The organism is Mesobacterium hydrothermale (assembly GCF_035818635.1).
Classification (GTDB): domain Bacteria; phylum Pseudomonadota; class Alphaproteobacteria; order Rhodobacterales; family Rhodobacteraceae; genus Mesobacterium_A; species Mesobacterium_A hydrothermale.
This window is the reverse complement of the sequence record NZ_JAYLLH010000028.1, coordinates 1-24,284: the sequence shown is the minus strand read 5'-3', so window position 1 is coordinate 24,284 and position 24,284 is coordinate 1. Positions and strand designations below refer to the sequence as shown.

General features: G+C 65.4%; 26 protein-coding genes. 14 read left to right on the top strand and 12 right to left on the bottom strand.

Annotated features, from left to right (window positions below):
- Window position 1 precedes the first annotated feature (1 nt).
- From VK792_RS15945 to VK792_RS15895, 11 genes are all read right to left on the bottom strand, one after another.
- Window positions 2-298, bottom strand: a complete 297-nt coding sequence (locus VK792_RS15945) for a V-type ATP synthase subunit F (protein ID WP_326298830.1) — start codon at window positions 296-298, stop codon at window positions 2-4.
- A 6-nt stretch (window positions 299-304) separates the two neighbouring features.
- Window positions 305-652, bottom strand: a complete 348-nt coding sequence (locus tag VK792_RS15940; RefSeq protein ID WP_326298829.1) for an ATP synthase subunit C — start codon at window positions 650-652, stop codon at window positions 305-307.
- Window positions 649-2,478: a V-type ATPase 116kDa subunit family protein gene (locus tag VK792_RS15935; RefSeq protein WP_326298827.1), complete on the bottom strand. Its 1,830-nt coding sequence runs from the start codon at window positions 2,476-2,478 to the stop codon at window positions 649-651. Before VK792_RS15935 ends, VK792_RS15940 begins: the two co-directional genes overlap by 4 nt.
- The gene (locus VK792_RS15930; RefSeq protein WP_326298824.1) at window positions 2,475-3,116 is read right to left on the bottom strand and encodes a hypothetical protein; all 642 of its coding nucleotides are present in this window, start codon (window positions 3,114-3,116) and stop codon (window positions 2,475-2,477) included. Before VK792_RS15930 ends, VK792_RS15935 begins: the two co-directional genes overlap by 4 nt.
- Window positions 3,113-3,454 (bottom strand): hypothetical protein, encoded by a 342-nt coding sequence (locus VK792_RS15925; RefSeq protein WP_326298822.1) that lies wholly within the window; start codon window positions 3,452-3,454, stop codon window positions 3,113-3,115. Before VK792_RS15925 ends, VK792_RS15930 begins: the two co-directional genes overlap by 4 nt.
- 137 nt (window positions 3,455-3,591) lie before the next feature.
- Window positions 3,592-4,611: a hydrogenase expression/formation protein HypE gene (gene hypE / locus VK792_RS15920; RefSeq protein ID WP_326298820.1), complete on the bottom strand. Its 1,020-nt coding sequence runs from the start codon at window positions 4,609-4,611 to the stop codon at window positions 3,592-3,594.
- A 3-nt stretch (window positions 4,612-4,614) separates the two neighbouring features.
- Window positions 4,615-6,906, bottom strand: coding sequence for a carbamoyltransferase HypF (gene hypF / locus VK792_RS15915; RefSeq protein WP_326298817.1), 2,292 nt, complete (start codon window positions 6,904-6,906; stop codon window positions 4,615-4,617).
- A complete protein-coding gene (hypD, locus tag VK792_RS15910) occupies window positions 6,893-8,029 on the bottom strand; it encodes a hydrogenase formation protein HypD (protein ID WP_326298816.1) in 1,137 nt (378 codons plus the stop codon). Before hypD ends, hypF begins: the two co-directional genes overlap by 14 nt.
- Complete coding sequence (gene hypB, locus VK792_RS15905; protein ID WP_326298813.1) at window positions 8,026-8,874, bottom strand: hydrogenase nickel incorporation protein HypB; 849 nt, start codon at window positions 8,872-8,874, stop codon at window positions 8,026-8,028. The genes hypD and hypB overlap by 4 nt, the downstream gene beginning before the upstream one ends.
- A 24-nt stretch (window positions 8,875-8,898) precedes the next feature.
- A complete protein-coding gene (locus VK792_RS15900) occupies window positions 8,899-9,270 on the bottom strand; it encodes a hydrogenase maturation nickel metallochaperone HypA/HybF (protein WP_326298811.1) in 372 nt (123 codons plus the stop codon).
- Entirely contained in the window at window positions 9,263-9,526 is a 264-nt protein-coding gene (locus tag VK792_RS15895; protein WP_326298809.1) for a HypC/HybG/HupF family hydrogenase formation chaperone, read from the bottom strand. Before VK792_RS15895 ends, VK792_RS15900 begins: the two co-directional genes overlap by 8 nt.
- Window positions 9,527-9,665: 139 nt before the next feature.
- On the opposite strand from VK792_RS15895, the gene VK792_RS15890 reads away from it, so the two are divergent.
- From VK792_RS15890 to VK792_RS15860, 7 genes are all read left to right on the top strand, one after another.
- On the top strand, window positions 9,666-10,208 hold the full coding sequence (locus tag VK792_RS15890; protein ID WP_326298807.1) for a hydrogenase maturation protease: 543 nt from the start codon (window positions 9,666-9,668) through the stop codon (window positions 10,206-10,208).
- Complete coding sequence (locus VK792_RS15885; RefSeq protein WP_326298805.1) at window positions 10,201-10,629, top strand: hydrogenase expression/formation C-terminal domain-containing protein; 429 nt, start codon at window positions 10,201-10,203, stop codon at window positions 10,627-10,629. Before VK792_RS15890 ends, VK792_RS15885 begins: the two co-directional genes overlap by 8 nt.
- Entirely contained in the window at window positions 10,622-11,713 is a 1,092-nt protein-coding gene (locus VK792_RS15880) for a hydrogenase small subunit (protein WP_326298803.1), read from the top strand. Before VK792_RS15885 ends, VK792_RS15880 begins: the two co-directional genes overlap by 8 nt.
- A complete protein-coding gene (locus tag VK792_RS15875) occupies window positions 11,710-12,369 on the top strand; it encodes a nitrate reductase (RefSeq protein WP_326298801.1) in 660 nt (219 codons plus the stop codon). The genes VK792_RS15880 and VK792_RS15875 overlap by 4 nt, the downstream gene beginning before the upstream one ends.
- Before the next feature lie 13 nt (window positions 12,370-12,382).
- Window positions 12,383-14,122: a nickel-dependent hydrogenase large subunit gene (locus VK792_RS15870; RefSeq protein WP_326298799.1), complete on the top strand. Its 1,740-nt coding sequence runs from the start codon at window positions 12,383-12,385 to the stop codon at window positions 14,120-14,122.
- A 12-nt stretch (window positions 14,123-14,134) separates the two neighbouring features.
- The gene (locus tag VK792_RS15865; RefSeq protein ID WP_326298798.1) at window positions 14,135-15,379 is read left to right on the top strand and encodes a (Fe-S)-binding protein; all 1,245 of its coding nucleotides are present in this window, start codon (window positions 14,135-14,137) and stop codon (window positions 15,377-15,379) included.
- Window positions 15,380-15,783: 404 nt separating this feature from the next.
- Window positions 15,784-16,137: a helix-turn-helix domain-containing protein gene (locus tag VK792_RS15860; RefSeq protein WP_326298796.1), complete on the top strand. Its 354-nt coding sequence runs from the start codon at window positions 15,784-15,786 to the stop codon at window positions 16,135-16,137.
- Window positions 16,138-16,702: 565 nt separating this feature from the next.
- On the opposite strand, the gene VK792_RS15855 is transcribed toward VK792_RS15860, so the two are convergent.
- Window positions 16,703-16,897 (bottom strand): hypothetical protein, encoded by a 195-nt coding sequence (locus VK792_RS15855; protein WP_326298794.1) that lies wholly within the window; start codon window positions 16,895-16,897, stop codon window positions 16,703-16,705.
- Here VK792_RS15855 and VK792_RS15850 point away from each other — a divergent pair.
- The 7 genes from VK792_RS15850 (at window position 16,884) to VK792_RS15820 (ending at window position 24,111) form a co-directional block, all read left to right on the top strand.
- The gene (locus tag VK792_RS15850; protein ID WP_326298793.1) at window positions 16,884-17,225 is read left to right on the top strand and encodes an HGGxSTG domain-containing protein; all 342 of its coding nucleotides are present in this window, start codon (window positions 16,884-16,886) and stop codon (window positions 17,223-17,225) included. The genes VK792_RS15855 and VK792_RS15850 overlap by 14 nt on opposite strands.
- 293 nt (window positions 17,226-17,518) lie before the next feature.
- The gene (locus VK792_RS15845; RefSeq protein WP_326298791.1) at window positions 17,519-17,761 is read left to right on the top strand and encodes a FitA-like ribbon-helix-helix domain-containing protein; all 243 of its coding nucleotides are present in this window, start codon (window positions 17,519-17,521) and stop codon (window positions 17,759-17,761) included.
- 10 nt (window positions 17,762-17,771) lie between these two features.
- Window positions 17,772-18,203, top strand: coding sequence for a type II toxin-antitoxin system VapC family toxin (locus tag VK792_RS15840; protein ID WP_326298789.1), 432 nt, complete (start codon window positions 17,772-17,774; stop codon window positions 18,201-18,203).
- Between the two features lie 5 nt (window positions 18,204-18,208).
- Entirely contained in the window at window positions 18,209-20,653 is a 2,445-nt protein-coding gene (gene hsdR / locus VK792_RS15835) for an EcoAI/FtnUII family type I restriction enzme subunit R (protein WP_326298787.1), read from the top strand.
- A 3-nt stretch (window positions 20,654-20,656) separates the two neighbouring features.
- Complete coding sequence (locus tag VK792_RS15830; RefSeq protein WP_326298786.1) at window positions 20,657-20,782, top strand: hypothetical protein; 126 nt, start codon at window positions 20,657-20,659, stop codon at window positions 20,780-20,782.
- Between the two features lie 213 nt (window positions 20,783-20,995).
- Window positions 20,996-22,354: an HsdM family class I SAM-dependent methyltransferase gene (locus tag VK792_RS15825; RefSeq protein ID WP_326298784.1), complete on the top strand. Its 1,359-nt coding sequence runs from the start codon at window positions 20,996-20,998 to the stop codon at window positions 22,352-22,354.
- On the top strand, window positions 22,351-24,111 hold the full coding sequence (locus tag VK792_RS15820; protein WP_326298782.1) for a restriction endonuclease subunit S: 1,761 nt from the start codon (window positions 22,351-22,353) through the stop codon (window positions 24,109-24,111). The genes VK792_RS15825 and VK792_RS15820 overlap by 4 nt, the downstream gene beginning before the upstream one ends.
- The last annotated feature ends 173 nt before the right edge of the window (window positions 24,112-24,284 follow it).

The following is a 24,284-nucleotide window of genomic DNA, read 5'->3' as shown; positions in this document are numbered from 1 at the left end:
GCTACACCTCGATCCCCAGCGCCCGGCGCACTGCAAGGTCCATGTCGGGCACGGGAATTCTGTCACGCGCGTCGGGAATGACCGCCAGAAGCGGCACATGCGCGTCCTGCAGTTGTTCGGCCAACGGACCCGGCAGGGCCGCGAACATCTCGGCCGTCAGGGCAAGGATGCGGCACCGCGCGCGTTCGGCGCTGACAGTGGCGGCCAGTTCGTCCGGCGCCGGCGAAAAGCTGGGTATCCCGGCAAGCCGGAACCCCGCTGCCGTCACCCTGTCGCCAATGAAAACCATGTCGAACATGACGCGTCACACCGTGTTCAGGATCAGCACGGCGACGATCAGCCCGTAAATCGCGATCCCTTCGGCAAGCCCGACAAGGATCAGCAGCCGGCCCAGCAACTCCGGCTTTTCGGTCAGCGCACCCACCGCGGAACTGCCGACCACAGCGACCGCATAGGCGGCCCCCAGCGACGCCAGCCCAGCGGAAATCGCAGCTCCCAGCATCGCCATATTGGCATGGGTGGCGCTGGCGGCGACCGTGGCCTCGTGCGGCTCTTGCGCGAAAGCAGGACCGACCCAAAGATAGGTCAGCGCAGCCGCCAGGGGCAGAGCAAGCGCGATCAGCCCGAATAGCGGGGCGGTAAGACGTTTCATGATGTGGACCCTCCGTCGACAAGTTGGCCAGGTGGTTGCAACGGGCGGAACTCGCGCCCGGTGGCATGGAAAAAGCGGATGAAGAATTCGAACAGGATCAGGCGGGTGGTCTGGATGCCGGTCACCAGCCCTTCCAGCCCGAGGATCAGAAGATTGCCCAGCAGCAACGCGATCCAGAACCCGACCGGGCCAAGCGCCTCGGCAATCCCGACGATGGCGGCAGACAGGCCCGCATGCGCCAGCGCAAAGGCGCCCACCCGGGCAAAGGACACGGTCGACACCAGCAGACGCATGATCGCCTCGACAAACTCTGCCACGGCGACAGCGGCGGCAGCGGGGGTCCAGGCCCCGTCCTTGCGCGCGCCGACAGCCGTCAGGCCAAGGCCCAGCACCACGCTCCAGGCCAGACGCGGTTCGAACCACGCGCCCAGCAGCCCGAGAAAGGCCGCCATCAACCCGCCGTGCTGCGCAAGCCATCGGCTGCCCTGCCCGTGCCAGGCCGCCTGGGTGAAATCCAGCACGAAGCCCAGTGTCAGCAGCACCGCCCCGATCACCAGCGCAGCGGCCAGAACCGTGATCGGCGCGTGCAGCGGATGCACCCAGAGCGCGGGAATGACGCCTTCCAGACTGAAGACCGATCCGAACAGGACGCCGAACACCATCGCCATCACGCCCCCCGGCACGAACAGCGCCAGCATCGGCCAACGCCGTCCAAGGTACAGTCCGGCGGCCAGCAGCACCGCCCCCTGCCCGACATCACCGAACATGAAGCCGAACAGCAGCGGTGCGATCAGCGCCGTGGCGGCCGACGGGTCGACCTCCTGGTTTGCGGGCATGCCCAGAAGGCGCGGGAAAAATTCGAACGCTCGCAGCCACGCGGGGTTGTTCAGCACCATCGGTGCATCCCCGGCGCTGCCAGCGCTTTGGGTCAGCGCATAATCGACGCCTGCCGCCTCCAGCGCGCGGTGAATGTCGGCGCTGTTGGCGACGCTGTTCCAGCCGGTAATGCGCATCAGGTTGGGCGAGGCCGAGATCTCTCCGGCGTTGTCGCGCAACCAGCTCAGCACCGCCACCCGCTGCAAAAGCTCGGCCAGCCCGGTCTCTTCCGCCAGTGCGTCCAGCCGCGCCAGATGGCCTGCAAGGTCGCGTTCGGTTTCCGTGATGTGCTGGCGCACCTGTTGCACGTGGGTGTCACGATCCGCCGACAGGAACGTGGGCAGGGGCACCGGCGTCCAGTCGAGAGCGGTCGCGCGTTCGGCGGCCGCTTCGATTGCGTCTGCCGGACCCACCAGGATCACGAAGGCCCCCTGTTCCGCCGGAAAGCTTTCGGCAAGCACACCGTCCAGGGCCGGCAGGGCCGCGTCGCCTGTGTGCAGGAAGAAGACCGCGTAGCGCAGTACACTTCCTTGCGCCTGTGCCAACCGGGCCAGCGGCAGATGGTCGGGCACCGCTTCGACCAAGCGGTCGATCAGTGCCAATTCCCCCAAACGCGCCTCGCTCGTGCGCAGATCGGCGACGATCGGATCGGCGCGCATGGCCCAGTCCGCCAACCGCGCCTGCGTTTCCGCAACCGCCGCGATCGGGTTTTCCAACACCAGCCCGGCCGTGCCCCGTATCTGGGGCCAATACGGCCCATACCTGGCCTCAAGTTGGTGGAACCGGTCAAAGAAATCGTCCAGCACGGGCAGGACTGGCGCGCTTTGGTCGAAAGGATGCGCCTCAAGCTGGACAGCGCGGGTGTGCGCCAGCGCTTGCATGGCCACCGCGAAATGGTCGCGACTGGTCAACAGTTCGAACCATGTGGTTGCCCGGGGCCGCAGGATCATGGCGCGCCCTCTGCCGGCTCGGCCGGAAACAGCAGCGCCCGCAGCAGCGCACCGCGCAACCGTTCCAGGACGAGCGCCATCAGGCCAAGCCAGCCGATGATGGCGACCGGTTCGCGACCACGGGTCCGAAACAGGTCCTCAAGTCTGCGCGCAACCGTTTCAGCGCCCTCGGCCGGTGCAGGACCAAACAGAAAGCGCCGCAACAGGGGGTCAAGCGCCCCCAGAACACCGGCATCTGCGGTCGGAAGCCGTCGTTCGAATTCTGCCTGCCAGACCTTGGACACCAGCGTTTCTGGCGCATCGTCGGCGGGCAACGGATCGGGCCGCGCGTCAGGCAACCGCAAGTGCGGCAGTGGCGTCAGCCAACGCAGTGACGCTTGCCACCGTGCAGGCGTCCAGCCTGCCACTTCGTCCACCAGTTCCGTCCATGCGAAGCGCAGCGCCTGTTCGATATCGGCGGCGGTGCTTTCACGGCTCAACCGCGACACATACCGACCCAGCGCGCCCTGCCTGGCCGCCTCAAGCGTTTGGCCAAAATCCCGTCCTGTTTCGATCAGTTGCCAATCTCGCGCCGAGGGAAGCTCGGCAAGGCGTGCCTGAAGGCGTGCCTGCGCATATGCGAGACCGGCCAGCCTCATGTCGGATCAAGCCCGATCAGACGCCGTGCCAGGCGCTTTGCCGCCCTTGACACACGATCCGCGTCGGGCGGCGCGTCAAGTGCAGGTTTCTCGGCCTCGAACGCGGCAAGCATCCGGGCCTTTTCCTGCGCGACCCTGTCGGCCAAGGTTCGGTGCAAAGCCTGAACCCGCGCATCTGCCCGGGTGGCAATCCGGCGTTCGGTGGCCATGGCGTCACGCAGGATCGCGTCGGCCTCGGCCCTGGCATCCGCCAACCGTTGGTCGGCGGCTTTCTCGCTGTCCAGCACGCGTGTGAAGCTGTCCGTCGCTGTCGCCGTTGGTTCGATGCCGTCACTCATCGTGTCCCCTTTGATCCCGGCTGCGGGAAAACTCCGCCCCGATTGCGCCGCGCGATTCGCTAGATCGGAAAAACGCGCGGGCCGCGTCCGTCACGGGCAATGTTCGGGAAACGCCCGCGCGCGCGCCTTGACATGGCTCAACAAATGCGGGGCAGCGGGTCGTCTTCCAGTTCTTCCAGTACCCGGCTGCCACCAATTTCGGTCCGCAGGATCACCCGCCCGGTGCGCCCGGTGCCGGTAGAGACCGAGCCGATCCGACAGGCCCCATGCCCGGCAGGCAGGTTGCGCCAAATTGCCAGAACCTCGTCCGCGGCCTCGGCCGCGACAACCGCCACCACCCGGCCTTCACAAGCCAGATAATAGGGATCGTATCCAAGAATTTCGCAGACGCTGCGCACCGGGTCGGCAACCGGCACCGCGGTTTGCTCAAGCACGAGGTCGAAGCCAGTGGCGCGGGCGATTTCATGCGCCACGGTCGCAAGTCCGCCGCGCGTCGGATCCCGCATGAAGCGGACCGAAGGGTGCGTGGCCAGCGGCAGCGTTAGGTCGATCACCGGTGCGCAATCCGACACCACGCTGCCCGACAGGTCGAATGCCTCGCGCGCCAGCAGGATCGCCACAGCATGATCGCCCACCGGCCCGCTGACCAGAACTGCGTCGCCGTCCCGAATGGCGGACATCGACAGGCGGCAATCGCGGGCCCGGTGGCCCACCCCGGTGACCGTCAGGTACAGCCCGCCACCCTGCCCGCGCGGCACGACCTTGGTATCGCCCGCGACCACGGCGACGCAGGCCTGCCGTGCCGCCTCTGCCATGCTGGCGACGATGCGGTCGAGCACCTCCAGTTCCAGCCCCTCCTCGATGATCGCGCCAAGGGTCAGGTAGGCCGGGACGGCCCCGCTGACGGCAAGGTCATTGACGCTGCCGTTCACCGCGATGCTGCCGATGGTGCCGCCGGGAAATTCCAGCGGCTGCACGACGAAACCATCGGTGCTGACCACCGGCACACGGTCTTGCGGCAGGTCCAGGCCGACCGCGTCCAGATCGACATCCAGCGCCGGGTTGCCAAGGTGCCGGGCGAAAACCTCTTCGATCAATTCCCGCATGAACCGCCCGCCGTTGCCATGCGCCAGCGTGATGTACCGATCCTTGACCATGCCTTATCCTCTTGTCCCTTGCTGGTGTCGCGCAAGCCCTTCGACCAGCTGCCCGAAGGCCAGCCCGCCATCCCCGGCGGGCACATGGCGATGCTGACAGACGGCAAACCCCGCCTGTTGCAGCAGCGCCGCTGTCGTTTCGCACAGGCGACGGTTGGTGAAGACCCCGCCGGTCAGGCCGATCGCGTCGATCGGTATCTCCCGGCGCAAGGCCGTGGCCTGTGCCACGATCGCGCCGGCCATGGCGGCGTGAAAAGATGCGGCGCGGTCCTGAACGCCGCGCGTCGTGTCGCACAGCATCGGCAGCAATGGCGCCCAGTCGCAGCGCAAGATCCCTTGCGCATCGTGGCAAAGCGGCAGGGCGGGGCCGTCCCCGGCCTGCTGGCCTGCCGCAGCCTCCAGCAACATCGGCCCCTGCCCTTCGTAGCTGACCGCCTCGACCCCCAGCACCAGCGCTGCGGCGGCATCGAAAAGCCGCCCGGCAGAGGATGTCTCGAACACCCCGACCCCGCGCCCCCAGGCCTGCCGGGCAAGCGCCGCGCCGTCGCGTCCAGGGGTATAGTCCTGGCCCGCGTCCCACATCAGCGCGGCAGCGGACCGCCAGGGTTCGCGTGCTGCAACATCCGGGGCCAGCAGGCGAAAGGGCCGAAAACTCGCGACCCGCCGCCAGCGCCCCGGTGCGCCTGCCAAAGCCTCGCCCCCCCAAAGCGTGCCATCGGGGCCAAGGCCGACGCCGTCCCACGCAAAGGTCAGCCAGTCGCCGACCTCGGGCCGTTCCCCCGCAAGGGCAGAGGCATGGGCAACGTGATGGGTCACCGGCGCGACCGGCAGCGCCCCGGCACGGGCCCATCGCGTGCCGGCATAAGCCGGGTTGGCATCGCACAGAACGCGCCGTGGATCGACCCGGTGGATCGTCGTCAGATCGGTCAGTGCGTCGGCAAAGACCGACAGCGCGCGCGGGCTGTCCAGTTCGCCGATATGCGGCGACAGGACCGCGCGCCCCTGCCAACCCAGCGCGACCGCGCCTTTCATATGCCCGCCGGTGGCGATCACCGGTTTGTCCGCGCTCTCGGGCAGGGCCAGTTCCAGCGGCGCCAGCCCGCGCCCGACCCGCAGCCGCCGGGCAACTCCGCCGATCACCCGAACCACGCTATCGTCGACCGGGCGCAGGATCGGCCTGTCATGGTGAACAAAAGCATCGGCCACGCCCGCCAGACCGGTTTCGGCCTCGTCCGGGTCGATGATCACCGGCTCGCCGCTGATATTTCCCGAGGTCGCCACCAGCGGCGCACCAAAATCTGACAGGATCAGATGATGCAGCGGGCTGTAGGGCAGGAACACCCCCAGCGTATCCAACCCCGGAGCAAGCTGCGGGCTGAGCGTCGAGTCGATCCGGCGCGGAACCAGAACGATGGGGCGCTCGGCGCTGCGGATGGTGGCGCGTTCCTCGGTATCGGGGGTGACGTGCGGTTCCAGCGCGGCCAGACCCTCCGGCCCCGATTGCGGGAACATCACCGCCAGCGGCTTGTCCGGCCGCCGCTTGCGCGCCCGCAGCCGCTGCACCGCCGCATCGTTGCCAGCGTCACACATCAGATGATAGCCGCCGACGCCCTTGACCGCCAGGATCCCGCCGGCCCGCAGCAAAGCCACCGCGTGCTGCAACGCCTCTTCGTTGCCGACCCGCCGCTGCCCGTCCTGCACAAAGCGCAACACCGGTCCACAGTCCGGGCAGGCCAGCGGCTGCGCATGGAACCGCCGATCCAGCGGGTTTTCAAACTCGGCGCGGCAGGCATCGCAAAGCGCGAACCCTGCCATCGCCGTGCTGGCCCGGTCATAGGGCATGTCGCGGATGATCGAAAACCGGGGGCCGCATTGCGTGCAGTTGGTGAAGGGATAGCGATAGCGACGCTGCGCGGGATCCGACATCTCGGCCAGGCAGTCATCGCAGCAGAACAGATCGGGCGGCAGGTGGATATCCGCCGCCGCCGCCGCGTCGCTGGGCCGGATGGTGAAGCCGTCGCAGGCCATGACCTGTGTCGCCGCCCGCGCCGACAGCTCCGGGCGGGCCAGCGGCGGCGCCTCGGCCAGAAGGGCGGCCTCGAACGCCTCCAGCGCGGCGGGCGGGCCTTCGACATGGATATCGACCTGGCCCGACCGGTTCAGCACAAAGCCCGCCAGCCCGAAGCGCTGCGCGATGCGAAAGACGAACGGGCGAAATCCCACGCCCTGCACCCGGCCGGTGACGGTCAGCGCCCGCGCGACGATCCGGTCTGGCGCGGGGTCATGCCGGTTCATGCCGATCCGCCCGCGGCTCTCGCACGCCCGAGGACCACCAGATCCGGCAGGCGCCTTCGTCCGACACCATGCAGGGGCCAATCGGCGTGCGGGGCGTACAGGCCCGGCCATACAGCGCGCATTGATCGGGATAGACCTTGCCCAGCACGACGCGCGCACAATCGCAGCCCGGCGGCATCTGCCCCGCCCGCTTGCGCGCGGCGTTCAGGTCAAGACCGAAGCGCTGCACGGTTTCATGCGCGGCCAGATCGGCGCCCAGCGCGAAACCCGATGCCGGGATCACCCCGATCCCGCGCCAGTTCGCATCGACCACGTCCAGGGTCCGGTCCATCAGCGCGCGCGCGGTCGGGTTGCCACCGGGGCGCACGACGCCGGTATAACAATTGTCAAGGAACACCCGTCCCTCCAGCCGCTGCCGCAGCACCGACAGCAGCGCCCGCAGGATCGAGTCGGTCTCGAACCCCGCGATCGCCGTCGGCAGGCCGTGCTTGTCGACGACAAACCCCCATTCCTCGGGCCCCATCACGGTGGCCACATGGCCCGGCGCGATCAGCGCGTCGAACCCGGCCTCCTCGCTGTCCAGCAGCATCGCCACCGCGGGCCATGTCAGCCGGGCCGACAGCAGAACCGACAGGTTGGGCGGCAGGTCACCCGCCAGCATCGCCACCACCGGTGCGGTGGTGGTTTCGAACCCGGCGGCAAAGAACACGACCTCGCGCCCCGGATTGTCGCGAGCGATGGTCAGCGCCTCGGCAGGAGAGGCGACAGGGCGCACGTCGCCCCCGGCGGCGCGGGCCTGTTCCAGCGAGCGCGGCTCGGTCTTCGGCACGTTGGCGGGCACGCGCAGCATGTCGCCAAAGGTGACCAGCGTCACATCCGGGCGCAGCGCCAGCTGGATCGCCGCGTGCACGTCTTCCTCGGGGCAGACGCAGACCGGGCAGCCGGGACCGGGGATCAGCTCGATGTTCGGCGGCAGCGCGCCGCGCAGCCCCGCCATGGTGATCGACCGTTCGTGCCCGCCGCAGACGTTCATCACCCGCACCTTGCCATCCAGCGGCAGGGCGTGGATCTGCGCCAGCAGATCACGCGCGGTTCGTGCGTCGCGGGGGAACGGGCTGGTCATTCTGCGGGCGTCTGATCGTGATCGTGGGGGTGGTGATCGTGATCGTGGTGGTGGTGATGGTGGTGGTGGTGGTGATGCGCCTCGGGGGCTGCCGGTTGCGCCCGGCGTTCCGCCACCTGCGCATCAAGCCATGCCAGCCAGGGCGCAAGGCTGTCCGGCCGCCGGGTCGACAGGGTGACCACCTGCGCCGGGTTGGCCAGCCCGCGTACGGCTTTTTCTGCCTTGGCCGGATCGAAATCGTCCAGCACCTCCAGCAGGTCGGCCTTGGTCAGCAGCACAAGGTCCGATCCCCGGAACAGCACCGGGTATTTCGCCGGCTTGTCGTCGCCTTCGGTCACCGACAGCAGCGCCACGTTGGCATGTTGGCCAAGGTCGAACCCCGCCGGGCAGACAAGGTTGCCGACATTCTCGATGAACAGGATATCCAGGTCGGCCAGCGTCAGCCCGTGCAGCGCGTCATGCACCATGCGCGCATCCAGGTGACAGGTAGAGCCGGTGGTGATCTGGATCGCCGGAACCCCCTTGGCCCGGATCCGCTGCGCGTCGTTCTCGGTCTCCAGGTCGCCCTCGATCACCGCGATACGATAGCGGTCGCCCAGCGCCTCGATCGTCGCTTCCAGCAGGCTGGTCTTGCCCGATCCGGGCGACGACATCAGGTTGACCGCCAACACCCTGTGTTCGTCGAAATGGGCACGGTTGTGGGCAGCGTCGTGATCGTTCTGGCGCAGGATCGCTGTCAGCACCTCGACCGACTCGGGCCCCGGCTGGCTGTGCGCGATCAGCCCTTGCGCGCAGCTGACATGAACATGGCCGTTCCCGGCCGCGCATCCGCATTCGTCACACATGGTCACCTCTCCTGTCTGGCGCGGTCAGTGCAGGACCGCGCGGTCCGTCGTTTCGCGGTCAAGCTCGACCTGCTTCAACACCAGTTCATCGCCCGACCGCAGCGTCACCTTCCAGTCGCCACATTGACCGCAAAGAAGCGCGTTCGGCGCCACTGTGGTTTCCGTCTGGCAGGCTGGGCACCAAACAACGACCGGCGCGATCTCCATCGTCAGCACCGAGGTTTCCAGCATCGTCCCCGCCCGCGCCACGCTGAAGGCGCGGTCCAGCAACGGCGCCTCGACCCCGGACAAGGGGCCGATCTGGACGGTCAGCGCCGTAACCCGCACCGCCCCGTGATGCAGCGCGGTGCGCATCGCCTCGGCGATCAAGCTCTGGCTGACGGCCAGTTCATGCATCGGACCGCGCGCCGCCCGGTTGCGATGCAGCCTCCTCAGCCTGAAACATCTCGTCGTAAAGCTCCCAGGCACTTTTCGCGTCGGCTTCCGAGATTTTCTGGATCGCGCTGCCAACGTGGACCATGAGATAGTCGCCGGGCTGCACGGTGTCATGTTGCATCAGAAACAGGCTGACACTTCGCGAAATGCCCTTGGCTTCGCATCGGGCATTGAAACCATCGACCTCGATAACCTGCATGGGAACAGCAAGACACATGGTTTCATTCCTCCCTGTCCGCCCACCAATGGGAAAGGAGCACCCTCGCTATGTCCTTGATTCAGATCAAGGCCCTCTTTGCAAAGGAAGCGCCTGATAAAGGCGGCGTCCGCGGAATGTGGTGCCGAAAGGGGGGATCTTGCGACCTGCCGAAGTTGAACTGGAAGCTGCGGCGGATGTGTCCGACGATGGCTTTGCCGCTGCCCCGGACAGGATCCGAGGCGTTGTCGTGCTGGGGATCGGCAACACTCTGCTGACGGACGACGGCATCGGCGTGCATGTCGTCACCCGGCTTCAGGCCGAAGGGATCCCAGACCGCGTTCTGGTACGCGATGGTGGAACGATGGGGCTGTCACTGCTCACGGATTTTGCCACCGACATCGGGATCATCGCCATCGACGCCATGGAACTGGGCGACGCCCCCGGCACCGTGCGCCGCTTCGACGGGGTCGCGATGGACCGCCAATTGGGTGGCCCCAAGAAGACCGCGCATGAAGTCGCCCTGTCCGACCTGTTGTCCGCGGCGCACCTGTCCGGCTGCGCCCCTGACCAGCGCGCGCTGATCGCGATCCAGCCAGACGTGACGACACTGGGCCTGACGCCCACCGACGCAGTGGCCGCGGCCCTGCCCGAAGCGGTGGCGATCGTCCGGCAAATCCTGAAGGAGTGGCTGGATGGATGACACCCTGCGCCAGGCGCAAGAGGCCCGCACCGGCATTGCCGACAGCCTTGTGGTGGAAATCGCCGACCGGCTGACGGCGCTGGCGCAAACCGGCGACCAATCCGCCATCGACCTGCGCGCCCTGCCGATGACCGCCGCCGACCGAGCCGACCTGGAAGCCTTCCTGGGCCGGGGCGAAGTCACGGCAGACCTGTCGGTCGCCGGGCGCAGCGAAGTCTGGGAGACGCGCTTTGCCGGCGTCTGGTGGCTGCGCCACCTGATGGCCGACGGGCGCGTCGCGGCCGAAACCATCGAGATCACGCGGATCCCCGATCTGCTGGTCGCCGCGTCCGAAGACGTCGCGACCGCGGCAAGCAACCTGAGAAAAAGCCTGAACGGCCCGGGCACGACCCGGCAAGAAGCGGAGGCGACCAATGGCTGAACGGAAGACAGTGGGCGACGGACTGGCGGCGCGCGGGATCTCGCGACGGGGCCTGCTGAAATACACCGCCTATCTTGCCAGCGCGATGGCCCTGCCGCCGCTTGCGTCGCGCGCGATGGCGCAGGCGCTGGCTGATGCGCCACGCCAGTCGGTGATCTGGCTGTCGTTCCAGGAATGTACGGGCTGTACGGAATCCCTGACGCGGTCGTACAGCCCGACGATCGAGGACATGATCTTCGACCTGATCTCGCTCGACTACCACGAAACGCTGATGGCGGCGTCGGGCTTTGCCGCGGAAGAGGCGATGGAAGCGGCGATTGCCGACAACAAGGGCAAGTACCTCGTGATCGTCGACGGCTCGGTGTCCACGCTGGACGACGGGGTCTATTCGACCAACGCCGGCAAGACCAACCTGCAAACGCTGAAGGAGGTCTGCGCGGATGCCGCCGCGGTCATTTCCGTGGGCAGTTGCGCGGCATTCGGCGGCATCCCCCATGCCCGGCCCAACCCCACCGGCGCGGTACCGATTTCCGACATCATCACCGACAAGCCGGTCATCAACATTCCCGGCTGTCCCCCGATCCCCGAGGCGATTGCCGGGACGGCGGCCTATTTCGTCACCTTCGGGCGGCTGCCGGATCTGGATCACCTGAACCGGCCCAAGGCGTTTTTCGGCGACTCGATCCACGACCGCTGCTATCGCAGGCCGTTCTACGACCAGGGCAAGTTCGCGCACAGTTTCGACGACGAAGGCGCGCGCAATGGCTGGTGCCTGTACGAACTTGGCTGCAAGGGGCCTGTGACCTACAACGCCTGCGCCACGATGAAATGGAACGGCGGCACCAGTTTCCCGATCCAGTCGGGACATGGCTGCCTGGGCTGTTCCGAGCCCGATTTCTGGGATCGCGGCGGGTTCTACCAGCCGCTGTCCTCGGCCGTCATGGGCGACCGCACGCTGATCGGCGGCGCCGCGCTGGCGGGACTCGTGGCCGGGGGCGCCAGCGCCCTGCGCGCCCGCAAGCGGCGCGCCGATGCGGCCAAAGCCACCCAATCTGCCCCCGGAAAAGAGGAGACCCGGTCATGAGCCTGCTGGATTTCGCGCGCGGTCCCGCGCTCAACTGGGCGATGGCGATTTTCGTCCTGGGTGTGCTGTGGCGGCTTGGCGCGTTGCTGATGCTGCCCCGCATGCGGGACAGATCCGCCCCGCGCCCGGGGGCACCCGGCGCGTTGAAAGGCGGGCTGGGCGCATTGGTGCGGCACATGTGGGTGCCCAAGGATTTTGGCCTGACCTCGCGGTTTTCGCTGATCAACGGCTATATCTTTCACCTTGGGCTGGCGGTGATCGTCTTTGGGTTTGCCCAGCATATCCTGGTGATCGAAGGGCTTTTCGGCCTGTCCTGGCCCGGTTTGCCAACCTCGATCATCACCGCGGCGTCCTTCGTCACGCTGGCCTCGCTGATCGCGGCATTGGTGCGGCGCACCACCAGCCCGGTTCTGCGGACGATCTCGACGCTCAATGACTATTTCACCTGGCTGATCACCTTCCTGCCCGTACTGACCGGGCTGCTGGCCGTCAGCCACCTGGGAGCGCGGTACGAAACCCTGCTGGCGATCCACCTGCTTTCCATCGCGGCGCTGCTGATCTGGTTCCCCTTCGGGAAGCTGATGCACGCCTTCCTGGTGTTCATCACCCGCACCCAGACCGGCGCCTTCTATGGCCGCCGGGGCGTCAAGATCTGAACAGGAGCCTGACATGAACGAACGTGTCGTCGTAGACCCGATCACCCGCATCGAAGGCCACCTTCGGATCGAGGCCGAAACCGCCGCCGATGGCAGCATCACCAACGCCTATTCATCGGGCACGATGGTGCGCGGGATCGAATTGATCCTGAAGGACCGCGATCCGCGCGACGCCTGGGCCTTTGCCCAGCGCATTTGCGGGGTCTGCACACTGGTGCACGGCATCGCGTCGGTCCGGTCGGTGGAAAACGCGCTGGGCTATGTCATCCCGCCCAATGCGCAGCTGATCCGCAACCTGATGATCGCGGCGCAATACGTGCATGACCACGTCATGCATTTCTATCACCTGCACGCGCTGGACTGGGTCGACGTGGTCTCGGCGCTCAAGGCCGATCCGGCGGCGACCTCGACGCTGGCGCAGTCGATTTCCTCCTGGCCGAAATCCAGCCCCGGCTATTTCCGCGACGTGCAGACCAAGGTGCGCAATTTCGTCGAACAGGGGCAGTTGGGGATCTTTGCCGGCGGCTATTGGGGGCACCCGGAATACAAGCTGCCGCCCGAGGCCAATCTGATGGCCGTCGCCCACTATCTGGAAGCGCTGGAATGGCAGCGCGACGTGGTCCAGATCCATACGATCTTTGGCGGCAAGAACCCGCACCCGAACTTTCTTGTCGGCGGCGCGCCCTCGCCCATCAGCGTCGATTCAAGCTCTGGCCTGTCGGCCACGGCGGTCAACATGCAGGGGCTGAGCATGGTGCGCGACGTCATCAACAAGATGCGCGCCTTCGTCGACCAGGTCTATATCCCCGATACCCTGGCGATCGCGTCGTTCTACAAGGACTGGTTCGCACGCGGCGAGGGCGTTGGCAACTTCATGACTTTCGGCGATTTTCCAGAGTCCGGGACGGATGATCCGTCAAGCTGGCTGATCCCATCGGGTGTGATCCTGAATCGCGATCTGAGCACCATTCACCCGGTGGACCTGAACAACCCCGAAGACGTGCAGGAATTCGTCGCGCACAGCTATTACGACTATTCCACCGGCAAGGAGTCCGGCCTGCACCCCTATGACGGGCAGACCAACCTGCACTACACCGGACCAAAGCCGCCGTTTACCCAACTGGACGTCGAAAACAGCTATTCCTGGCTGAAATCGCCCCGCTGGCGCGGCAAGGCGATGGAGGTCGGGCCGCTGGCGCGGGTGCTGATGCTTTATGCCAAGGGGCACGAACCGACGGTCGACCTGGCCAACAGCGCGCTGTCGCAGCTTGATCTGCCGCTGACCGCGATGTTCTCGACCATGGGGCGCACGGCCTCGCGGACGCTGGAATCGAAGATCGTGGTGGACCAGATGTCGATCTGGCTGGACAACCTGATTGCCAATATCCGCGCCGGCGACCTGTCGGTGCACAACGAGGACAAGTGGGATCCGTCGACCTGGCCCGCCGAGGCGCGCGGGGTGGGCTTTACCGAGGCACCGCGCGGCGGCCTGGCCCACTGGGTGGTGATCAAGGATCGCAAGATCGACAATTACCAGGCCGTGGTGCCCTCGACCTGGAACGCCGGTCCGCGCGACCCGCAGGGCCAGCCCGGCCCCTACGAAGCCGCGCTGATGGATCGCCACACGCTGCATGACCCGAAACAACCGCTGGAAATCCAGCGCACGGTGCACAGCTTCGACCCCTGCATAGCCTGCGCGGTGCATGTGGTCGATCCGAACGGCGAAGAACTCGTGCAGATCAAGGTAAGATAAGGGAGCAGACGCATGTCGATTGATGTTCAAGCCGCGACGCGCACGTTTCTCGCCCAGACCGAGGAAGCCGTCGTCAGCTATACAGAGGCCTGCGTGCATTGCGGCCAATGCGCCGATGCCTGTCTGTTCTACCGCGCCTCTGGCGATCCGCGCCATACCCCGGCGTACAAGCTGTTTCCCATCGCCAAGGCGTATCGCAGCCAGCGCTGGCCGCTGAGCTGGCTGGGGCTGGCGCCCAAGATCACGGAAAAGGACCTGTCAGAGTGGGAAGAGCTGATCTTTGACAGCTGCACCATGTGCGGCCGCTGCACCGAGGTCTGCCCGATGGCGATCGACATCGCGTCGATCGTCGGTCAGGCGCGCAAGGCGTGGGTCGCGGCCGGACTGGGGCCAGAGGACCTGCTGGCCGCCGCTGACAACAGCCGCGACCGGGGCAGTCCGCTGGGCCTGACGCCCGACAAGCTGGTCGACCGGGTCGAATGGCTGGAGGACGACGACGAGGTCGAAATGCCGATGGACAAGGACAAGGCGGATGTTCTGCTGACCGTGTCGTCGATCGAAGCGATGAAATACCCTCAGTCCCTGTCGGCCATGGCGAAGGTGCTGAACCACGCGGGGGTCAATTGGACGTTTTCCACCAAGGGCTACGAGTCGACGAATTTCGGCTACCTTGCCGGCAAACCGGACGTGGCGAAGATCATGGTGGAACGGCTGGTCGAGGCCGCAGAAGCCTGCGGTGCCAAGACCGTGGTGATCCCCGAATGTGGCCATGCCTACGGCGTCTTCCGTTGGGGCGCGGCCAATATCCTTGGCCGGGAACTGCCGTTCGAGGTGCTGCACATCACCGAATACATGGCCAAGCTGAAACGCGACGGGAAGCTGAGGCTGAAACCCTTCGAAACGCCGATGACCTATCACGATCCCTGCCAGGTGTCGCGGCGCGGCGGCGCGGCGGCGGATGCGCGCTACCTGCTGGACGGGTTCGCCACCGATTTCCGCGAAATGTCCCCCACGGCGGAATTGAACTGGTGCTGTGGCGGCGGCGGCGGTGTGCAGGCGATGAGCCGCGCCGCGGACCTGCGCCACAAGGCGTTCAAGATCAAGATCGACCAGGTGACCGCGACCGGCACAAACACGCTGGTCTCGGCCTGCGCCAACTGCCGGTTGACGATGGACGAAAGCAAGGAACACTGGAAATGGGAAGGCGGGCTGGAAAGCATCGTCGAGATCATCGCCGATCACCTTGAGGATGACTGAGGACCGACCGTCGGACACCGGTTGCCGTGATCCGCGCCGGGCGCCGTTGCGGGGTGGCATTCGTCGCGATCAGCATGGCCCATTGCCCGCAGAGGCGCCCCGCGCCTGTGCAGCAGCCTTGAGTCTCGGTGGTCCATGGAGAAACTGGCTGCCGTTCCTGAACACCTATAGAACCATGTGCGTGTCGCCGGAGCCGGAATTTCGGCAGGTTCTGGAGGAAATCCGGTGGCTGGACGTCGCTGCGTGATGGCCTGCATTGGCATGGCGCTTGGCTCGCAGGACCGCGCATCGCTGAGCATCGCCACGCAGCTGCGCTAGATGTAGAGGGCCGCTTCCCAACATGCGCAGCATCTTGACGCCGTTTGATTCGAGTGTTACCTATCAACTAAACAGGGGAGGCACACATGACCGCTGAGGGTCTGAAGTTTGGCGCATTCGTGCGTCGGGAACGCGAGGCAAGGGAGATCGGCTTGCGCGAGATGGCGAAGAAGATCGGGGTTAGCCCGACCTACCTGTCGAAGGTCGAGCGGGACGAGTTCACGCCACCGACCGAAGACAAGGTCCGAGCCATCGCGCGGATCATCGAGTGCGATCCCGACGAGTTGCTGGCTTTGGCCGGGCGCATGCCCTCGGACCTGGCTGACATCATCAAGCGAGCGCCGGTCGAGGTGTCGGCGCTTCTTCGGACGACCAGCGGAATGACCCGCGACGAGATCGCCCGGCTTGCGGCGGAGGCAAGAAAGACCAAAGGCGACTGAAGAACTGGGCAGGCCCCCTAGCCGAATTCGATGGCGGGTTGTCCCGGCGGGCCGCCGAGGCGCTCGCCCATGCCTGTTGCGTGACGGAATGGCTGAACCGCCATCCCGTCCGCTCGTCACCGGACCAGTGCCTCTGGTGCGGTCAGGCAGAAGGTTCCCACGGGCCTCTCGTGCCTTTTAGAACCGAGGCGGTAGGCCATGCCTGGCTGCATCATCGATGTTGGGAGGACTGGCATGAACGCAGGAAAACCGAGGCGACGGATGCCCTCGCGGCGATGGGGATCAAAGACAGGAGCAACACGACATGACGAAGCGCAGGGCGAAGAGCGAGCAGGAAGCCAAGACCGTGGTCGCGAACGATCCAGAAGATAGAAAGGGCGCCCTGAAATCCCTCGGCGGCTCGCAGTCCGACCATTGGAACAATACGCTGGCGATGCAGGCAATCGGTGGCTTGTGGCTGAAGCATTCCGGGGAGGACGAGCAGAACCGCCAGTTGGCGGCAACCGTTGCCGCACTGTCGGGCATTGCGCCGAGGGACGAGCTGGAGGGCATGATGGCGGCCCAGTTAATCGCCGCCCACAACGCCGCGATGGAATGCTACCGCCGCGCCATGATCGGCGAGCAGACCTTCGAGGGCCGACGCGAGAACCTCAACCAGGCCAACAAGCTGTCCCGAACATGGGCGATGCTGCTGGACGGGCTGAACAAGCATCGCGGGAAGGGCCAGCAGAAGGTGACCGTCGAGCATGTCCACGTCCATGCCGGCGGTCAGGCCGTGGTCGGCACGGTCGAAAGACCGGGGGGAGGGGATCATAGCAGAATGGAGGAACAACCCCATGCAAAGCAGATTGCCCATGCACCTGAGCCCGCGCTGCGGGGCGCGGACGCGGAGCGGGAGCCCGTGCCGGTCCCCCGCGATGGCGAACGGCCGCTGCCGGATGCACGGGGGAAAATCTCCGGGCGCGCCGATCGGGAATGACCATGCCCGCAAGCACGGTTACTGCACGGCTGAAGCTATCGAGGAGCGCAGAGAACTGGCGGTGCTCATCCGTTCCATGCGCGGGCTTATCGAGGAGGTGGACGGGTAGAGCCGCAGCCCGAAAGTGCGTCGGGTGGTTCCTCCGCATGAATTCCTAATGCGGGAAGCGCCAGCGCAACGAGGATCCAGCGTCCATGTCTGAAACCGCTAAACTCAACTGTGGCACGGGAACTGCGCGGTTCCTTCCTGGCGACATTCGTATGCTGGCGGGCGAAGCGCGCGACCTCGCCAGCGACCGGACTCCTTTTTTGGGAGTCCACCGGAATCCGGAATCCACCTGCGAGGAAACTTGATAGCGTTGCAATCAATGCCTAATCTTGACTCATACCGATGGAGGACCTCATGGCCAGCATCACGATTCGCAACCTCGACGACAGACTGAAACGCCGCCTGCGCATCCGCGCGGCTGAGCATGGCCGGTCGATGGAGGAGGAGGCGCGGGAAATCTTGCGCCAGGCCATCGGAAAGCCAGCCGGGCCTGCGAACCTTGGCGAGGCCATCCATCGCAGGTTCGCAGCACTCGGCGGGGTGGACCTGGACCTGCCACCGCGTGAGCCGATGCCCGAGCCGCCGCGGTTCGACTGAGGTCGCGGCAATGATCCTGATCGACACCAACGTCATTTCGGAACTGATGCGTCCGAACCCCGCCCCCGAGGTGCTGGCATGGTTCGGCGGCCAGGATAGCATGGCGCTGCATCTGAGTGCCGTAGGCGAGGCCGAGTTGCGTCGCGGCGCGGCGATCCTGCCCGACGGCAAGCGACGCGACCGCCTGATCGCCGAGATCGACGCGATGATCGAGGAGGATTTCGCGGGCCGTGTTCTGCCCTTCGACAGCGCCGCTGCAGTGGCCTTTGCGGCTATCTATCTGGACCGCCGCAACGCGGGCCGGCCCATCAGCTTCCCCGACTGCCAGATCGCTGCGACCGCTCGCGCGCATGGTGCCGCCATGGCGACCCGGAACGTTGCCGATTTCGAAGGCTGCGGGGTCGAGGTTATCGACCCCTGGGCGAACGCGGGAGGCGCCTGATCGGAATGGAGAAACGCAGCCTCTCGGAACGCGACATCTGCACCAAGTTCATCACGCCGGCCCTTCGCAATGCCGGCTGGGACGAGATGTTGCAAATCAGGGAGGAAGTGAGCTTCACCAAGGGCCGGATCATCGTGCGGGGCAAGCTGGTCACGCGCGGTCAGGGGAAACGGGCTGACTACATCCTCTATTACAAGCCGAACATCCCCATCGCCCTGATCGAGGCGAAGGACAACACCCACAGCGTCGGCGACGGCATCCAGCAGGCGCTCGACTACGCGGAGAAGCTGAACATCCCGTTCGTCTTTTCCTCGAACGGCGACGGGTTCGTATTTCACGATCGAACCGGCGCCAGCACGCCACGCGAAACGACGTTGTCGCTCGATGCCTTTCCGGCGCCGGCTGACCTTTGGGCGCGGTTTCGTGCATGGAAGGGTCTCGACGGCGATGCGGAGCAGATCGTCCTTCAGGATTACTACGACGACGGCAGCGGCAAGACGCCTCGCTACTATCAGGTCAACGCGGTCAATGCCGCGATCGAGGCCATAGCGAAGGGGCAGGATCGTGTGCTGCTCGTCATGGCGACGGGCACCGGAAAGACCTACACGGCGTTCCAGATAATCTGGCGTCTCTGGAAGGCCGGCCGCAAGAAACGCATCCTGTTCCTCGCCGACCGCAACGTCCTGATCGACCAGACCATGGTCAACGATTTCCGTCCCTTTGGCGGAACGATGGCCAAGCTCTCGACCAACGCCAAGACCATCGAACGTCAGGACGGCAGCACCGAGGATCTGACCGTCGCGCTGGACAAGAAGCGCCGCATCGACACCGCATACGAGGTCTATCTCGGTCTCTACCAAGCGATCACCGGGCCGGAGGAACGGCAGAAGCTGTTCCGCGAGTTCTCGCCCGGCTTCTTCGACCTCATCGTGATCGATGAATGCCACCGGGGCAGCGCCGCCGAGGACTCGGCCTGGCGCGAGATCCTCGAATACTTCTCGTCGGCCACCCAGATCGGCCTGACCGCGACGCCAAGGGAGACGAAATATGTCTCCAACATCGCCTATTTCGGCGATCCGGTGTTCTCCTATTCCCTCAAGCAGGGCATCCGCGACGGCTTCCTCGCGCCCTACAAGGTGGTGAAGGTCCATATCGACCGGGACGTGGAAGGATACCGCCCCGAAAAGGGTCAGGTCGACCGCGACGGCGAGGAGGTCGAGGATCGCATCTACAACACCAAGGATTTCGACCGGACGCTGGTCATCGACGACCGGACAAAGCTTGTCGCGCAGAAGGTCACGCAATTCCTGAAAGAGAGCGGCGACCGCTACCAGAAGACCATCGTGTTCTGTGTCGACCAGGAGCACGCGGCGCGCATGCGGCAGGCTCTGATCAACGAGAATGCCGATCTCGTTGCCGAAAACCCTCGCTATGTCATGCGCATCACCGGCAGCGACGCTGAGGGCCAAGCACAGCTGGGCAATTTCATCGACCCGGAATCCAAATGGCCCGTCATCGTCACCACCTCGCGGCTGCTCTCGACCGGTGTGGACGCCCAGACCTGCCGCCTGATCGTGCTCGATCGCGAGGTCGGCTCGATGACAGAGTTCAAGCAAATCGTCGGCCGCGGCACCCGCGTGCATGAGGATACGCAAAAATACTACTTCACGCTCATCGACTTTCGCGGTGCGACCAGCCACTTCGCCGACCCGGACTTCGACGGCGAGCCTGTGCAGATCTACGAGCCGAAAGACGGCCAGAACATCGACCCGCCCGATGCGCCGCCTACGGACGAGGATGGCGCGCCCCTGCCCGAAGACCCCGGCGAGGACGAGACCATCGTCGACCAGCCCGGCCTGCCGCTGCCGCCAACCGGTGGGCCGCAGAAGAAGGTCTATGTCGATGGCGTCGGTGCCACGATCGTCGCCGAGCGTGTGGAATACCTCGACGAGAACGGCAAGCTCGTCACGGAATCCCTGCGCGACTTCACCAAGCGCGCCCTGCGCAAACGCTTCGCCAGCCTCGACGAGTTTCTGAAACGCTGGAACGCGGCCGAGCGTAAGCAGGCCATCCTCGAAGAACTGGAGGCAGAGGGCCTGCCGCTCGATCCCATTGTCGAGGAACTGGGCCGCGATCTCGATCCCTTCGACCTGATCTGCCACGTCGCCTTCGACGCCAAGCCACTGACCCGTCGCGAGCGCGCCGAGAACGTCAAGAAGCGCGATGCCTTCACGAAATACGGTGATCAGGCCCGCGCCGTCCTCGACGCCCTGCTCGCCAAATACGCCGACGAGGGCGTGCTGAACCTCGACGACGCAAATGTCCTCCGCATCGCCCCCTTCTCCACCATCGGCACGCCCATCGAACTGATCCGTGCCTTCGGGGGCAAACCCGGCTTCGAACAGGCCGTCCACGACCTGCAATCCGAACTCTACAAGGATACCGCCTGACCCATGACCGTCCGCAATCTCGTCAAATCCATCCAGGACATCATGCGCCAGGACACCGGCGTCGATGGCGATGCGCAGCGCATCAGCCAGCTCTGCTGGATGTTCTTCCTCAAGATCATCGACGACTAGGACCAGGAACTCGAACTCCTCAAGGACGACTACCGCTCGCCCATCCCCGCCCGCCTGCAATGGCGCGCCTGGGCCGCCGACCCCGAGGGCATCACCGGCGAAGACCTGCTGACCTTCATCAACGGCGACCTCTTCCCGACGCTGAAGGACCTGCCCGTCACCGGTCCCCGCGTTCGCACCGTCCGTGACGTCTTTGAGGACGCCTACAACTACATGAAATCCGGCCAGCTGATGCGGCAGGTGGTGAATAAGATCAACGGCATCGACTTCAACAACCTGACCGAGCGCCAGCACTTCGGCGACATCTACGAACAGATCCTGAACGACCTGCAATCCGCCGGCAACGCGGGCGAATACTACACGCCCCGCGCCGTCACGTCCTTCATGGTCCAGATGACTGACCCCAAGCCCGGCGAAACCCTCTTCGATCCCGCCTGCGGCACCGGGGGCTTTCTCACCTGCGCCATCCGCCACATGCGCGAGCATTACGTCAAACGCCCCGAGGACGAGGCCACGCTCCAGGCCAGCCTCCGCGCGGTGGAGAAAAAGCAACTCCCCCACATGCTCGCCGTCACCAACATGCTGCTGCACGGGATCGAGGACCCGTCCTTCCTGCGCCACGACAACACGCTCGCCCGCCCCTACATCTCCTGGGGCAAGGACGAGCGGGTGGACGTCATCCTCACCAACCCGCCCTTCGGCGGGCGCGAGGAGGACGGGATCGAGTCGAACTTCCCCCAGCATTTCCGCACCCGCGAGACCGCCGACCTCTTCCTTGCCCTGATCATCCGCCTGCTGAAACCCGGCGGCCGCGCGGCCGTGGTCCTGCCCGACGGCTCGCTCTTCGGCGAGGGCGTCAAGACCCGGCTCAAGGAACACCTGATGGAGGAGTGCAACCTCCACACCATCGTGCGCCTGCCGAACTCGGTCTTCCGCCCCTACGCCTCGATCGGCACGAACCTGCTGTTCTTCGAGAAGGGCGCGCCAACGCAGGACATCTGGTTCTGGGAGCATCAGGTACCCGAGGGGCAGAAGGCCTATTCCATGACCCGGCCCATCCGGCTGGAGCATCTGGAGGGTTGCGCCGCCTGGTGGGGCGGACCGCAGCGCGAGGGGCGGGTGGAGACCGAGCGCGCCTGGAAGGTGCCGATCCGCGAGATCATCGATACTGCCCGGACGCAAGCGCAGCCGCATTGGGACGAAGCCGAGAAACAGGCGCGCAGGGAGGCTGGGCTTCGCTCGAGGGCCAGCGATGCAGACGCCGAGGCGCGGCGGCTGGATGTGAACGGGGCATCCTCAGATGACCGCGCCGCAGCAAAGAGGCTGAGAGCGGAGGCCGCAAAACTTCGGGCGGAGGCCGCGAAGGCCGGCGCCGCGTCTCGGCAGGCGCGATCAACAGGCGATGGCATCTATGGTGCGGCCTTTAACCTCGACATCAAGAACCCGCACACGGTGGCCGAGGATCACGGCGACCCTGAGACCCTGCTGGAGGATCTGACCAACGCCGAGGCCGAGGTGGCGGCCCTCCGCGACCAGGTGAAGGCGATCCTGTCCGAGGCGCTGGCCCGATGAACCCGGAACGGTTGCTTGCCCTTTACGAAAATGTGGCGGACGCGCCCGATGCCGTTCCCCGCCTGCGCCGCTTCGTGCTGGACCTTGCCGTGCGCGGGAAGCTGGTGCCGCAGGACGCGAGCGACGAACCCGCGTCGGAGCTACTGAAGCGGATCGCTGCGGAAAAGGCGCGGCTGGTAAAGGCGGGGGAGATCAGGAAGTCCCGAAAGGAAGCTGACCTCTCGGCAGAAGATCCGCACGAACTTCCTGACAAGTGGATTTGGGTGCCGTTTGGCGAATTGCACCATCTTGTGCGAGGCGTGACTTATTCGAAGGCCGATGTGTCGGAAACGGCATCGGCGGGCTTCGTGCCAATCCTCCGCGCAAACAATATTGGCTCCACGCTTACCCATGATGACCCGGTCTATGTGAAGTCAGACCGGGTCAGCCCAGATCAGTATCTCCGTCGCGGCGACTACATGATCGCGCTTTCCAGTGGTTCGAAGAACCTCGTGGGAAAAGCAGCAATGGTTCCTGATGATCTTGACGAGGCTTTCGGCGGATTTTGCGGTGCGGTCAGACTGTTTGATCCCTCATTGGTCGGCTTTGTCGGCGTATTTCTGAGCAGCGACCTTTACCGGGAAAGCATCTCTGCCGGCAGTCGGGGCATCGGCATCAACAACCTCAAGAAAGAGGTTTTGGCCAACCTGCACTTCCCCCTCCCGCCCCTCGCCGAGCAGCGGCGGATCGTGGCGAAGGTGGAGGAGCTGATGGCGCTGCTGGACCGACTGGAGGCGGCGCGCGGGGCTGCCGAGGCCATCCGCGACCGGCTGACCGCCGCCAGCCTCGCCCGCCTGACCGCGCCCGACACTGATCCACCCGATTTCCCGGCCAACGCCCGCTTCGCCCTCGCCACGCTCCCCACCCTCACAACTCGCCCCGACCAGATCAAATCCCTCCGCCAAACCATCCTCAATCTCGCCGTCCGCGGCAAATTGGTGGAGCAGGACCCAAGCGACGAACCCGTATCGGCTTCCCTATCGGCGATCAGCGCCAAGCGGGACGACATGGTGAAGAAGAAGGAACTGAGGCGCGAGAAACTTCTGAACCCCGTGGAAGAGGACGATGCGCCATTTCAGATCCCATCAACATGGCAATGGGTTCGGGTCGGCGAACTGGCCCTGTTTACGCAATACGGAACATCTGCGAAGGCTGCGCCGTCCGAAGCGGGAATACCCGTTCTCACGATGGGCAACATTCAGGACGGCGCAGTCGTTCGCACCAACGAGAAACGCATCCCTGAGACTTCGGACGAGTTGCCAAGTCTATATCTGAAGAACCTAGACCTGCTATATAACCGGACGAACAGCGCCGAACTTGTAGGCAAGACAGGTCTCTATCGGGGGGATGACGACTGCCTGACATTCGCATCCTACCTGATCCGGATTCGCTTGAGCGCTGACCATACGTCACCAATCTACGTCAATCTCGCGATGAACGCGCCTGATTTTCGTGAAACTCAGATTGTCCCGCACATCAAGAAGCAGACAGGGCAGGCAAACGTCAGCGGCTCGGCATTGAAGAACATGCTGATCCCCCTCCCACCCCTCGCCGAACAACACCGCATTGTGGCGAAGGTCGATGCCCTCATGGCCCTCTGCGACCGACTGGAGGCCGCCCTCACCACCGCCGACACCACCCGCGCCCGCCTCCTCGAAGCCCTCCTCCACGAGGCCCTCACCCCGACCGACGCAAAGGAAATGGAGGCCGCAGAATGAACGGCGACGCCCTAGGACGACTAACCCGCGTGGACCTCCGCAACATCTGGGCCAGTGAAGCGAGCGATTTCACGCCCTGGCTCGCGCGGGAGGAAAACCTAGTGGATTGAATCCAACATTTGGAACCCTCGATTTCTTGCGGCGATGATGTCGTTGGGGTCTGCCCGCCAAAC

What these genes read in the sequence shown, in the direction of transcription:
- VK792_RS15945 (WP_326298830.1), bottom strand. Translation starts at nt 298, where the DNA reads ATGTTCGACATGGTTTTCATTGGCGACAGGGTGACGGCAGCGGGGTTC.
- VK792_RS15940 (WP_326298829.1), bottom strand. Translation starts at nt 652, where the DNA reads ATGAAACGTCTTACCGCCCCGCTATTCGGGCTGATCGCGCTTGCTCTG.
- VK792_RS15935 (WP_326298827.1), bottom strand. Translation starts at nt 2,478, where the DNA reads ATGATCCTGCGGCCCCGGGCAACCACATGGTTCGAACTGTTGACCAGT.
- VK792_RS15930 (WP_326298824.1), bottom strand. Translation starts at nt 3,116, where the DNA reads ATGAGGCTGGCCGGTCTCGCATATGCGCAGGCACGCCTTCAGGCACGC.
- VK792_RS15925 (WP_326298822.1), bottom strand. Translation starts at nt 3,454, where the DNA reads ATGAGTGACGGCATCGAACCAACGGCGACAGCGACGGACAGCTTCACA.
- hypE (WP_326298820.1), bottom strand. Translation starts at nt 4,611, where the DNA reads ATGGTCAAGGATCGGTACATCACGCTGGCGCATGGCAACGGCGGGCGG.
- hypF (WP_326298817.1), bottom strand. Translation starts at nt 6,906, where the DNA reads ATGAACCGGCATGACCCCGCGCCAGACCGGATCGTCGCGCGGGCGCTG.
- hypD (WP_326298816.1), bottom strand. Translation starts at nt 8,029, where the DNA reads ATGACCAGCCCGTTCCCCCGCGACGCACGAACCGCGCGTGATCTGCTG.
- hypB (WP_326298813.1), bottom strand. Translation starts at nt 8,874, where the DNA reads ATGTGTGACGAATGCGGATGCGCGGCCGGGAACGGCCATGTTCATGTC.
- VK792_RS15900 (WP_326298811.1), bottom strand. Translation starts at nt 9,270, where the DNA reads ATGCATGAACTGGCCGTCAGCCAGAGCTTGATCGCCGAGGCGATGCGC.
- VK792_RS15895 (WP_326298809.1), bottom strand. Translation starts at nt 9,526, where the DNA reads ATGTGTCTTGCTGTTCCCATGCAGGTTATCGAGGTCGATGGTTTCAAT.
- VK792_RS15885 (WP_326298805.1), top strand. Translation starts at nt 10,201, where the DNA reads ATGGATGACACCCTGCGCCAGGCGCAAGAGGCCCGCACCGGCATTGCC.
- VK792_RS15880 (WP_326298803.1), top strand. Translation starts at nt 10,622, where the DNA reads ATGGCTGAACGGAAGACAGTGGGCGACGGACTGGCGGCGCGCGGGATC.
- VK792_RS15875 (WP_326298801.1), top strand. Translation starts at nt 11,710, where the DNA reads ATGAGCCTGCTGGATTTCGCGCGCGGTCCCGCGCTCAACTGGGCGATG.
- VK792_RS15870 (WP_326298799.1), top strand. Translation starts at nt 12,383, where the DNA reads ATGAACGAACGTGTCGTCGTAGACCCGATCACCCGCATCGAAGGCCAC.
- VK792_RS15865 (WP_326298798.1), top strand. Translation starts at nt 14,135, where the DNA reads ATGTCGATTGATGTTCAAGCCGCGACGCGCACGTTTCTCGCCCAGACC.
- VK792_RS15860 (WP_326298796.1), top strand. Translation starts at nt 15,784, where the DNA reads ATGACCGCTGAGGGTCTGAAGTTTGGCGCATTCGTGCGTCGGGAACGC.
- VK792_RS15850 (WP_326298793.1), top strand. Translation starts at nt 16,884, where the DNA reads ATGTCCACGTCCATGCCGGCGGTCAGGCCGTGGTCGGCACGGTCGAAA.
- VK792_RS15855 (WP_326298794.1), bottom strand. Translation starts at nt 16,897, where the DNA reads ATGGACGTGGACATGCTCGACGGTCACCTTCTGCTGGCCCTTCCCGCG.
- VK792_RS15845 (WP_326298791.1), top strand. Translation starts at nt 17,519, where the DNA reads ATGGCCAGCATCACGATTCGCAACCTCGACGACAGACTGAAACGCCGC.
- VK792_RS15840 (WP_326298789.1), top strand. Translation starts at nt 17,772, where the DNA reads ATGATCCTGATCGACACCAACGTCATTTCGGAACTGATGCGTCCGAAC.
- hsdR (WP_326298787.1), top strand. Translation starts at nt 18,209, where the DNA reads ATGGAGAAACGCAGCCTCTCGGAACGCGACATCTGCACCAAGTTCATC.
- VK792_RS15830 (WP_326298786.1), top strand. Translation starts at nt 20,657, where the DNA reads ATGACCGTCCGCAATCTCGTCAAATCCATCCAGGACATCATGCGCCAG.
- VK792_RS15825 (WP_326298784.1), top strand. Translation starts at nt 20,996, where the DNA reads ATGAAATCCGGCCAGCTGATGCGGCAGGTGGTGAATAAGATCAACGGC.
- VK792_RS15820 (WP_326298782.1), top strand. Translation starts at nt 22,351, where the DNA reads ATGAACCCGGAACGGTTGCTTGCCCTTTACGAAAATGTGGCGGACGCG.